Source organism: uncultured Streptococcus sp. (genome assembly GCF_901875575.1).
GTDB lineage: Bacteria > Bacillota > Bacilli > Lactobacillales > Streptococcaceae > Streptococcus.
Map to the genome: position 1 here is coordinate 1 of NZ_CABFMF010000055.1, position 13,491 is coordinate 13,491.

At 36.9% G+C, this 13,491-nt stretch carries 1 protein-coding gene; it reads right to left on the reverse strand.

Going from position 1 to position 13,491, the window contains the following annotated elements; translation table 11 throughout:
* Positions 1 to 13,199 (reverse strand): YSIRK-type signal peptide-containing protein (locus QZ114_RS08195; RefSeq protein WP_295501860.1); only part of this gene is annotated, 13,199 nt, incomplete at its 3' end.
* Positions 13,200 to 13,491: the final 292 nt, after the last annotated feature.

The window sequence follows — 13,491 nt, forward strand, 5'->3', positions numbered from 1 at the left end:
GTGTTTCCATTCTTACCTGGAATCTCTACCTTGGTTCCTGGTGGGTATGTTGACCCATCTGGTTTCTTAGGTGTTACCGTTACATCTCCTGTGTTTGGATCTTGTTCCAGCTCAACTGTTGGTGTCTTACGCGCTGGCGTTGTTACAACTGATACTTCTTCAGTTGGTTTGCCTGGCTCTGTAATCTTAGCTACCCCTGGTACTTTACCATCTGGCAATTCACTATTTGGTACTTTACCTTTGCCATCTTCTCCAATGATTACAGTGATGGTGTTTCCATTCTTACCTGGAATCTCTACCTTGGTTCCTGGTGGGTATGTTGACCCATCTGGTTTCTTAGGTGTTACGGTTACATCTCCAGTCTTAGGATCTTGTTCCAATTCAACTGTTGGAGTCTTACGGGCTGGCGTTGTTACCACTGGTACTTCTTCAGTTGGTTTGCCTGGTTCTGTAATCTTAGCTACTCCCGGTACTTTACCATCTGGTAAGTCATTGTTTGGTACTTTACCTTTGCCGTCTTCTCCAATGATTACAGTGATGGTATTTCCATTCTTACCTGGAATTTCTACCTTGGTTCCTGGTGGGTATGTTGACCCATCTGGTTTCTTAGGTGTTACTGTTACATCTCCTGTGTTTGGATCTTGTTCTAACTCAACTGTTGGTGTCTTACGCGCTGGCGTTGTCACATCAACTGGTTTAGATGGTCTCTTATTCGGTTCTGTTACTGTTCCTTTTCCTGGTAAATCACCTTTTGGAAGTCTTTCGTTTGGTACTTCACCTGATCCATTATCTCCGATAGTAACCTCAATTGGAGTATTATGATCACCTGGGATAACGACCTTCGTTCCTGGTGGATATGTTGTTCCATCTGGTTTCTTAGGTGTTACTACAGCGTCGCCATTTGGTTTTCTTGTAATTTCAATTTCACCTGGTTGTTCTGTTCGAGGTGCATTTGGATCTAATTTCTTAGGTGTTTTCACGTTTACTTCAACAGAAGGTTTTCCTGGTTCTGTAATCTTACCTGTTCCTGGAATATCAGCATCTGGTAATTCATTATTTGGTACTTTACCTTTACCGTCTTCTCCAATTGTTACGACGATTGGTGTGCCATTCTTACCTGGAATTTCTACTGTAGTTCCTGGTGGGTATGTTGACCCATCTGGTTTCTTAGGTGTTACTGTTACATCACCTGAATCTGGATCTTGCTCCAATACTACTGTTGGTGTCTTACGCGCTGGCGTTGTTACCACTGGTACTTCTACAGGATCTTTTCCTGGTTCTGTAATCTTAGCATTCCCTGGTACTTCACGGTCTGGTAAATCTTTATTCGGTACTTTTCCTTTGCCGTCTTGTCCGATTATTACGACAATTGGTGTGCCATTCTTACCTGGAATTTCTACCTTAGTGCCTGGTGGGTATGTTGACCCATCTGGTTTCTTAGGTGTTACGGTTACATCACCTGAATCTGGATCTTGTTGTAACTCAACTGTTGGTGTTTTACGTGAAGGTGTTGTTACATTGACATTTTCATCAGGTTTTCCTGATTCTATAATTTTACCTGTTCCTGGAACATCTCCTTCTGGCAAGTCTTTATTTGGTACTTTACCTTTTCCGTCTTGTCCAATTATTACAACAATTGGGGTTCCATTTTTACCTGGAATTTCTACCTTAGTTCCTGGTGGGTATGTTGACCCATCTGGTTTCTTAGGTGTTACTGTTACATCCCCTGTGTTTGGATCTTGTTCTAATTCCACTGTTGGTGTCTTACGCGCTGGCGTTGTTACATCAACTGGTTTAGATGGTCTCTTATTCGGTTCTGTTACGATACCTTTTCCTGGTAAATCTCCTTTTGGAAGTTTATCATTTGGTACTTCACCTGATCCATTATCTCCGATAATCACTTCAATTGGAGTATTATGATCACCTGGGATAACGACCTTCGTTCCTGGTGGATATGTTGTTCCATCTGGTTTCTTAGGTGTTACTACAGCATCTCCATTTGGTTTTCTTGTAATTTCAATTTCACCTGGTTGTTCTGTTTGAGGTGCATTTGGATCTAATTTCTTCGGTGTTTTCACTTCTAATTCAATAGAAGGTTTACCTGGTGGTGTGATCTTACCTGTTCCTGGAATTTCTCCATCTGGTAAGTCTTTATTTGGAATCACTACTGTTCCATCTGGTCCTGTTGTTACTACAATTGGTACTCCATTCTTACCTGGAATTTCTACTGTTGTTCCTGGTGGATATGTTGTTCCATCTGGTTTCTTAGGTGTTACTGTTACGTCACCTGTATTTGGATCTTGATCTAATACTAAGGCTGGTATTAAACGAGCTGGTGTTTCCACAGTAACTTTTTCTGGTGTTTTTCCTGTACCAGGCTCAGTGATTGTTCCTGGACCTGAAATATTACCATCTGGTAAGTCTTTATTTGGTACTTTTCCTTTACCGTTTTGTCCAATTATTACAACAATTGGGGTTCCATTTTTACCTGGAATTTCTACCTTAGTTCCTGGTGGGTATGTTGACCCATCTGGTTTCTTAGGTGTTACGGTTACTTCTCCTGTATCTGGATCTTGTTGTAACTCTACTGTTGGTGTCTTACGGGCTGGCGTTTCCACATTCACATTTTCAACAGGTTTATTCGGTTCTTTTATCTTTGCAGTACCTGGAGTATTTCCGTCTGGTAATTCACTATTTGGAACTGTTCCCTTACCATTTTGTCCAATTTCTACTCTAATTGGGTTGCCATCTTTACCTGGAATTTCCACTGTAGTTCCTGGTGGATATGTTGTTCCATCTGGCTTCTTAGGTGTTACTGTTACATCACCAGTATTTGGATTTTGTTCCAACTCTACTGTTGGTGTCTTACGTGCTGGTGTTGTCACATTTACAGGTTGCGATGGTTTCTTATTCGGTTCTGTTACTGTTCCAGTTCCCGGTTTAGCATCTTTTGGTAAGCTATCATTTGGAACTGTTCCTGAACCATCATTTCCAATCGTTACTTCAATAGTTGTTCCATCTTCTCCTGGAATTTCTACCTTAGTTCCTGTCGGATATGTTCCTCCACCTGGTTTCTTAGGTGTTACAATAGCATCTCCATTTTCCTTACGAGTAATTGCAATCTCCGTTGGAGCGTCTGTTTCTGGTAAAGTTGGATCAATTCGTTTCGGTGTTTCCACTTTAACATCTTCAGGATCTTTACCTTTTTCTATAATTTTACCTGTTCCTGATGTTTTATCTTCCGGTAAATCATTGTTTGAAACTTTTCCTTTACCGCCTTCTTCTATTGTTACAACAATAGGTGTTCCATTCTTACCTGGAATTTCCACAGTTGTTCCCGGTGGATATGTTGTTCCATCTGGTTTCTTAGGTGTTACAGTTACATCTCCTGTTTTTGGATCTTGTTCTAACTCTATAGTCGATGGTTTACGAGCAGGTGTTGTTACATTTACTGGTTTAGATGGTTCTTTATTTGGTTCTTTTACGATTCCTGTTCCTGGTTTATCAGTTTTTGGAAGTTTATCATTTGGAACTGTTCCTGAACCATCATTTCCAATTGTAACTTCAATTGGAGTATTGTCATTTCCTGGAATCGTTACAGTTGTTCCTGGTGGATAAGTCCCTCCACCCGGTTTTGTTGGTGTTACGATTGCATCACCATTTTCTTTACGAGTAATTCCTATAGTTGGAGTTTGAGTCGTAGGAGATTTCGGATCTGTTCCGTTTCTCTTCTCTTCATCATCTGGAATTCCATCGTTATCATCGTCTGTATCTTCTTTATCTGGAATTCCATCTCCATCAGTATCTCTCAGAATCGTTACCGGAACTTCTACCTTAATTTCCTCAGTTTCTTTTCCAGTTTTTCCATCTTTTTCTTTTGTAACTTTAACAGGAATCTTAATTTGACGTTCTTCTTCATCTTTGTCCCAATTATCTACTGTTGGAGTTCCTGTTAACTCACCATTGCCGTTAACTGATAATCCATTTACTGGTGGATTTTCTGTTGTAATGGTAGCACCTGGTTTATTTGTTGTTACAACTGTTACCGGTGGAACTTCAGCTTTTTCTCTCACAGGAGCTGGTGGTGTCACTGTTCCTGTTAGCTTATCTGCTACTTTTGGATTTTTATCTTGATCATCTGGAATACCATCATTATCATCGTCTAAATCATCCTTATCTGGTGTTCCATCTCCATCTGTATCTCTTAATACATTGACTACAACATCTTTTTCAACCGGTGTATCACCTTCATGTGTTACTGTTACTTTTATCGTTACATTACGATTTTCTTCGATTTCTCCCCAGTCTTTAATATCTGGTGTTCCAGTAACTTTACCTTCAGGAGTTACAGTTAATCCATTCTTAGGAGTTGGAGTAATTGTACTATTGTCTTTGTTAGGTGTTACCACTTTATCACTTGTATATGCTTTATTTTCAATCGCATCTACCGGTGTTCCTACTTCAACTGTTAATGGTTTTCCAGCAGTTTCTGTAGATGATTGACTTGTTAAGTCTGTTGTTTTACTTGTCACTTGCGCTGTAACTGGTGAACCATCTTTTACCTTATCAGCAGGAATAGTCACTTTACCATTTGCATCAACAGTAATTTTCGGATCAGAACTTGTCCAAGTTCCATCTCCAGCTTTTGTTACTGTTACTGTTTGTGGCGTGTTATCTTCACCTGTATATGTGATCGTTGTAGTTCCTTCTCCAGTTAATATCGGTGTAATTTCTACAGTTCCGTTTTCTTTTGGTGTAACTGTTGGAGCTTGTGGTTTCACTTTAACAATTACATCAGTTGTTTCTGTTGAACCATCTTCATAAGTAATTGTCACTGGAATTGTATGTTTACTATCCGGAGTTACATTTGGTAATGGTGATGTTTTTTCCACTACACTTGTAATCTTCGCTGCTGTGAAATCTTTCGTTTCAGTTCCATCTACTACTCCAGTAACCCCTGTTTTTCCTGATAAATCAGAATTTGTTAATGGTGAATCTACTTCTTTAATAACATCAACAGTTGTTACTTTATGAGGTGTTGGTGTATATGTTGCATCATCAGAATCTACAGCTGAACCACCTGTACCTTTTGATGCTTTGGCAGTAACACTAGTTCCTACCAATTCTTTAGGAATTTCTAATGAACCATTACGGAATACGACACCTTCTTTCGGTGTTTCAAGTTGCCAATCGTTTCCATTTTTCACTAATGTTACAGTTCCATCTGTTAATGGAATTGTTACTTTATCTCCACCGTTATTTGTTGATGGTGTTACTTTAACATTTCCATTTTGCCATTGTGAAATCGTTGGAGCTGCTGGTTTTTCTTCTTTTACAACTACATGTACAGTTACTTGGTTTCCTGCTTTTCCTTGGCTATCAACTGGTTGAAGCGTTACAGTATATACACCTGCTGTTGGATTTTCTGGTAAACCAGTAATATTAACAGTACCCGTTCCGAAAGGTTTATCCGTAGTACGATCATCTTCAGTATCAGTTACAGTTACTAAGCCTTTTAATAAATCTTCTGTAAGTGTTGTTCCTGCAGTAAAGACTTTAGGATTTTCTTGTGTTCCTACTGTTGCATCTTTCAACGTTACTACTGGAGCATCATTAGTTACTGTAATTACTTTCCAATTACCTGCTGGGGTTGCAGTTTGTCCAGCTTCAGGTTTGTAATCTACTCGTAATCCTAATCCGCTAGTATAGTTATCTGTATTATCTCCAGAAGCAACCTCTTCTTTGATAAGAAGTTTCTTATTATTGTCTGTTTCTTTTAAGGTAATACTTACTTTATTTTCAGCTTTATTTGTATCATTCACACTATTTGTAATAGCTTGTACGAAGTTATTTACATTTGTAACTCCAGCTGGTGCCGTAGAAGGATCTACTTGCCAATTTCCACCATTTTCATCACGAACAAGGACAATACTGTTTGGCGTATTATCAGTGTCAGTGCTGTTATGGAATCGTAACTCGATTCGTTTTGCATCATGTGGCACTGTTACATCGATATGCTTGCTACCAGCAATCGTAGCAGAAGGTGAGTAATCTCCCATTGTAACTACTTTAGGATCACTCGTTTTAGAAACATCTGTATCTCCAACTTTATTCACTACTGTAATCGCTGATGGTTGTGTAGTTTCTCCGTTTTTATTTTCACTTTGACGAAGTTTCACATTATCTGGTAATGTCGCTGTCCAAGTATCTCCATTAATAGTTACTTGTCCATTTTTGCTTGATAATACTGTATTGTCTTTATCATTTAAGTGTACTTCTACAACTCTATCATCTGATGTGAATCCACCTAATGTACCACTGATTGTACGTGTTGTTGATGATACTGCATCCTGATTAAACGTTGGTTTTGGAGGTGCTACATGGAATGTAACCTCTTTTTCAATGCTAGCAGGTGTATAAATTTTAACAGTTTTACCATCGATACTCTTTGTATAGAATCCTGCACCAGATGAGAATTTCACTAATGCTTTGTAATCCGTTACTACACCTGGTTTATTAAACTCAGTAGTAGTTGTTATTTCAGCATTATTCGTACTCCATTTGAAGTTCATTCCCGCTGGATAATATTTATCATCACCATTATTATTTTGACCATCGACTACTTTCACATAATTATGAGAGTCTTTACCATTACCTGAATTTGCTGCATCAACTAGTTTAGTTCCTAACTCAACTGTTTCTGGACTATTTCTAACTTCAACATCTACTACTTTATATTTGAACTTGTATGTTCCAGTATTATTTGTAGAATCTGTAACTTCTACAGTTCCTTCATGTTCTCCTAAAGTAGAAGTATCTGTTGTAATATGGTTAACTCCAGTCACTTGAACTGTTGATCCACTAGTCCAATTCCCTGTTTGTTCAAACGTGCTTCCATTTGGAAGTCCTGTTACTTTTAGTTTTGTGATGTTGTTTCTGTCATCTCTTACATTGAATGTTGGGTTGAATGTTGAACCTTTGAACACCACGAAGTTTGCAGTAGTATTCACATCATTCGTTAACAACATACCATCCATTGTAGCTGAAGGAACATTTGCATCAGCTTTTACAACAGGGATTTGGATTTCATCTCTTGAATGGTCTGGATATTCGATAGTTGCACCCACATAGTGAGAACCATCTGCATTTTGCTTAATAGCTCCTTCTTCCTTCATAGAAATCTTCAATCCACTAGTTGTATTATCAATCTTTACAGATCCACGTGTAGACGTGAATGTTAGATTTGATTTCATTGAATCAAAATCTGACTGACTAATCTTCGCATTTGTAGCCGCAACATCCACATTCACTGGTTGAGCTGAAATTTGTGGTTCATATTTTGTTGCTTGAGTTAGAACTTTGAATTTAACTCTAGTAGGATTCGTTCCATCTGATATATTTCTTAGCTCATTTGTAGAAGCATCTTTTGCAATTACATAACGTGTATAATCGTCACTATCATTCCATGGTGTTGTTCCTGTTTTATACTCATTTACTTTCCCTGTAATATTGACATCTCTTGGTGCTTCTACTTCAGTATTATCTCTACGAATTAATTCATTATAAGATAATCCTGGGAATCCTAAACCATTACTTATGTCCCCATTTTTTTCCATCATTCTAGATTCTAATAGCTTACGAGAATTATCCGTCACTCTACCAATTGTTAGATTTGTATCCTCTGTTGGCGTTACATAAACTACTTGGTTACCATCAGCATCAACTATTTTTTCTTTTCCATCTGGATCAAATGTAAATACTGGTGGTTCTTTATCCCCGGCTTTAGAATTCCCTGTTGTTGGATCACTTTCTACACTGTCTGTTGTCACAGATTTAGCTGTTATTTCAGTTGCATCCTTAATAGCACGGTCTTTAATCGTTACAACACCCGTATCTGGATTAATCGTTACACCATCTTGAGGAGTATTTGGCGATAGCGACCATATATTGCCATTTTTTGTAGCTGTTATTCTAAAAGTAGAATTATTTGGATGAACATAAGTAAAGTCTAATCTATTAACATTTTCTTCATTTACCGGCGTTACTGTTACATCCCCTTTTTCTAAAGGCGTAATTGTTGGAGCTGTTGGTTTAACACGAAATACTTGATCTTTCACAATGGTAGCAGGTGTGTAAACTTTAACTTCCTTACCATCGATTGTTTTTGTATAGAAACCAGCTCCAGATTTAAATTTCACTTCTGGTTTATACTCAGAAACGATTCCTGGTCTGCTCAATCTAGTTTCATTAGCAACCTCTGCAGTTCCCTTCTTCCATTTAAACGACATACCGTCTGGATAGTATTTATCATCCCCATCATTATTTGTTCCATCTACTACTTTTACATAATTATGAGAATCTCCTAATTGTGTATTTAATGGAACAGTTTTTGGTGTTTCTCTAATTGCAACATCTACAACTTTATATTTAAATTTATAAGTTTTCTCATTGTTTAGTGCATCTTTTACAACAATACTTGCTTCATGTTCTCCTAATGTAGCAGTATTTGTTGCTGTAATAGTATCTCCTGTTACTTGAACATCTGCACCAGTTTTAGCCCAGTTTCCTGTTGCTGAGAAATCATTTCCACTTGGTAAGCCTGATACACTTACGCTTTTCACGCTATTTTTATCATCACTAACTCTTAGGGTTGGGTTGAATGTCGATCCTTTAAATACTACAAATGAGTAATCTGTAGCCGTTTCTGATAATTCTTTACCATTTATTGTTACTCTTGGTGCTGTTGTATCAGACTTCGTAACCGGAATTCTAATATCTTCTGTTGAATGGTCTGGATATTCAATTCTAGCATTTACATAGTATGAACCATTTGCTGGATCTTTCTGAATTGCACCATTGTCTTTCATCGTGATATTTAAACCAGTAGTTCTATTGTTAGCACCATTACTGATTTTTACATCACCACGATTTGAAGTGAAGGTGATATTTGATTTAATAGCATCAAATTCTGCTTGAGTAACCGTTGCCCCTGGTGCAGTAATATCCTTATCAATTACTTGATTTCCAATATGTGGATCATATTTCGTTGCTTGAGTTAAAACTTTAAAGGTAACAGCTATAGGATGTTCGCGCGTATTAGATATTGAATTGTTTGAAGCATCTGTTGCATTCACATTACGAGTATATAGTTCATCATCAACCCATCGTGTTGTACCAGTTTTATACTCACTTACTTTCCCTGTTACTATGATATCTCTTGGTGCGGCTATTTCGACATTATTAGCACGAAGTACTCCATTATGTGTTAACCCTGGTAAACCTAAGCCACTAGCGTTACCATCTGTTCCTTTAAATATAGCTTCCACTAATTTATTTGAATTATCCGTTACAGCCCCAATATTAAGATTTGTATCTTCCGTTGGAGTTACATAAACAACTTGTTTTCCAGTAGCATCCACTATTTTTTCTTTTCCATTAGGAGTAAACGTAAATACTGGTGGTATTTTATCACCAACATTTGAATTAGCTCTTGCAGGATCACTTTCTACGTTGTCAGTTGTTTTAGATATTGCTGTAACTGGATCAGAATCTTTGATAGCTCTATCTTTGATTGTTACTTTACCTGTAGTTTGATCAATCGTCACACCATCAGCAGGAGCATTTGTTAATGTCCATCCATTTCCAGTCTTAGTAGCTGTAACAGTTTTTGGTGTGTTATTCGGATCATTATAAGTAAAATTAAATGTATTAACATTTTCTTCAGTCACTGGCGTTACTGTAACATCCCCATTTGTTTCTGGCGTTACCGTTGGCGCAGTAGGTTTAATTTGAACTTCAATATTTTTCGTTAAATACGCTCTATTTGTAATTTCAGAAACATTATCACCTGTAACTCCAGTACGAGGAACTGTTTGAATTCCATTCGTTCCTGCATAATTCTCAGGGAAGTAAGCTGCTGCTTTTACAACATGTTTACCTGGCGTATTAAAAGTAACATTATTCTTAACAGTATTATCTGGTTGAATAAATCTAAATTTCATTCCTCCTGGGAAGAAACTGTCATTGTGAGTTGTTCCATCAGTAGTTCTTAAATACTCATTAGCATCATTTAGTGAAGTACCTTTATTTCCTTTGATAACTAAAGTACCATCTTGTCTAACTTCGCCTTTACCATCTTCAAACTCTAAATCAACGACTTCGGTTCTAAATTTCACCGTAGACATATTACCTTTATCAACATTACCACTTTGGTCATCTGACACTTTAAAAGTAGCCGTATGTTTTCCTAATGGTGCATCAGCAGCAACTTTTCCAGTAACAGTTGTTGTTCCAGGATTATTTTCTACTGCTCCTGTTTTTGTAAGAGTTGTTCCATTGTTAAAATTAACACCTTTAGGTAATCCACTTTCATATTTTAAGTTTACTTTTCCTTTAGGATCATTATCAAACATTGATAATGGAACATTTAAAGTTGCCCCTCTATAAATACGAGTAACTGGAGATGTTGACTCATTGTTTGTTAATATAGTTGATTTGTTTCCGTCTGTCGGATTTGTCATTTTAACCGTTGGTGGCATATCGTCACGTCTAGTTACAGTAAATGTAAATCTCACTGGTGTCGCACTATGATTAGCATCATCCGTAGCATTAAAAGTGATTGTATTGATCTTACCAACATCTTCTGCCGTTGTTGTAATCGTAATAGTCCTTATTTTTTCAGTATCAGTATTTCTTACGTTAGTTGCACTAGCTTTTGAATTAACCAATCTACTACCATATTTTGTCATAAAATCTGAAGTATCAAGATTAACAATTTTATTATCTCTTGCTGTTACTGTAAAGGTTACATTTTGTCCTTCAACTACTGTTTGATTAGTAGGTGTAATAGCTAATGTTGGAGCTTCTGTATCTGGTGCTTCTGTTGGTGTAACTCCATCACTTCGTTCAGAAGTTACAACTCCATTATTATTTACTGTTGTAATGGCTGTAATCGGTGTTCCAGGTAATGCACCCGCAACTGTAATTGTTGCTGTAGTTCCATTTGTTGTTCCTGTTCCGATAACATTGTTATTTCCATCATATAAAGTAACTGTAGATCCTGTTTTAACCCCTGTACCAACATTTACTGTAATTCGTTGATTTGTTAATCCTTTTTTATGTTGCACATCACTTGCTGTGATTACAGGTTTTTTAGGGTTAACCGTAAAGTAAACTTTTCCATCTGATCCTGAATTTGCGTCTTCTGAAGTTGAATTATCTTGATATCTTGCAATTGCAGTATAAGTAAACTTCCCAGCATTTGCTGTACTTGGAGCAGTCTTATCTTTCCAACTCCAGCTCATTCCAGCAGGGAAATCTCCACTACCCTTACGCGTAATATAGTTATCCGCTACAGGATTCCCTGTGTTTGGAATGGCATCTCCTACAACTTTTGTATGAGTGCTACCTTGGATAGGATATAGTTTTGCTTGTTTTTCTCTTAAGGTTGGTTGTACTGGTTGGTCTGGATAATCTGTATATATCGGTTCATTTGCATCTCGTCCTGAAATGAATGTATATGCTTGGTTTGTAGTTGCTCCATATGTACCCGCAACTGCTAATGCAAATGCATCTCTTACCTGGTCATCTGTCACTCCAGCTTTCAACTTAGCTTTCACTTGCATATGTACTGCAGCTGTTTTATCCTCTGTTTTAACCCCAAAACCATAAGAGTATTGATTATATTTACTTTCCGTTCTTGTTACCGCATGGATTAAAAGCGGATCATTACTATTTCCTTTAAATGTATCACGCATATCTTGGTTATAACTATTTCCGTGTCTGATATCTAAACCATAGAAATATGTTAATTTTTTCCAAGCTGGACCATAATCCGTAGAATCCCTCAAGAAGTTAACATCATAAGAACCCGTTCTAGTAAATCTTTCCGGATTTTGAGAAAGAGTTCCAGAGTTACCATTTCTTGTATAAGTTTCAAATTTCAAATCTCTTAAAGTATTACCTTTATAAGTACCATCGCTATTTAAATCTAAAATTTGAGGTGGTAAAATTAATCGATAGATTTGATATCTACTTAAGTTCGCCATTGCTGTACCATCATTGTTGAAGAAGACATCATAAACTACATAACGTTCCCCACCAATTGTTGTCGTTTTAGCGAACATATCTACTTTATTTTCAGTATATTCTCTTAATCCATTTCTAACGACTCTGCTTCCATCACTCGCACGGTGACGTTGATAAATCAATAAGTTGTCACTTGAATCCCATGTTGAAGAAATTGAAGCCGCTCTAACATTAGAACCTTCTTCAATTTTATTTCCATTACGTGGGTCATTCTTACCTGAAGTTAGACGTAAAGTCGCTATCTTGACAGAATTAAACGTTCTTTTTACACGCTGATTCAAATCCTCAAGTTCATTAGATGTTACCCTAGTATTTGTCAACAATCCTTGAGCAAGTGAGAGAACTTCGTTGGCTTTTTTCAACACTTCTTTAGTTGTTTCATGATCAGGTAATTCAAGAAGTGCAGCTTGTAATTGATCAGTAGATAATTTTAAAGATTCTTTTTTCTCTGTTGTGTTTTTATCAGCTTCCTTGTTTTGAGAAGTAGATTTTTCAGCTTCACCTAGTTCAGAAGTAATTTTATTATCTTTGATTTCAGTCTTATTCTCAACTACGTTTTCTTGAACCTTGCTTGATTCTTTAGTAGCATTTGATAAAACAGTCAAATCATTTTCTAAAAGGGAAAGTAGGTCATTTACATCCTTCTGTGTTGCAGTTTCACTATCTAGTAAGGCTTGCCCTTTTTGAACTCTGTCCTTAATCGGAGAAAGAACTGAGTTTTCAAGATCTGATTTTGATGCAAGAGTAGTCTTTAACTCTTCAACTACTTTTTTTAATTTTGTTTTATCAATCGTTTTGACAGTAGTTTCAACATTAGTTGTCATCTCCTTTTCTGAAGGATTCTGTGCAACTTCTACTTTATTATCATTGTCGGTAGGTTGTTGAATCTCTGCAAGTGATTTATCCTTGTCTTTCTGATTCACCACATCTGTGATTGGTTGTGAATTAGTTTCAATCACACTATCCGCACTAGCAACGCGCGCACCCAAAAACATCAGTGCTGCAACAGCTACTGAAGCCGCACCAAAGCTATATTTACGAATAGAAAAGCGTAGAACCTTTTCACGTTGGTGACGCTTTACTCTATTTAGCGAATTCGATTTGTTTCCCATTTTTCCTCCTTATGTCAAGACATAAAATCAAATTAAAAAGTAATTTTTTATAGCTAAACCCAGGTAGGAATATAACCATAAAAAATCACTATGATGAGTATTTTACACATCATAGCTATTACAGCTATTACAGCTATTACAGCTATTACAGCTATTACAGCTATTACAGCTCAATTATACCATTTTTAACATATTTACACAACAAAAAACAGGCTTCTTCCGTCAATAAAAGTTGGAAATTTTTAATTGCTTATAAAATATCAATATGTTATGTTGTTTTAAATAAAAAAGA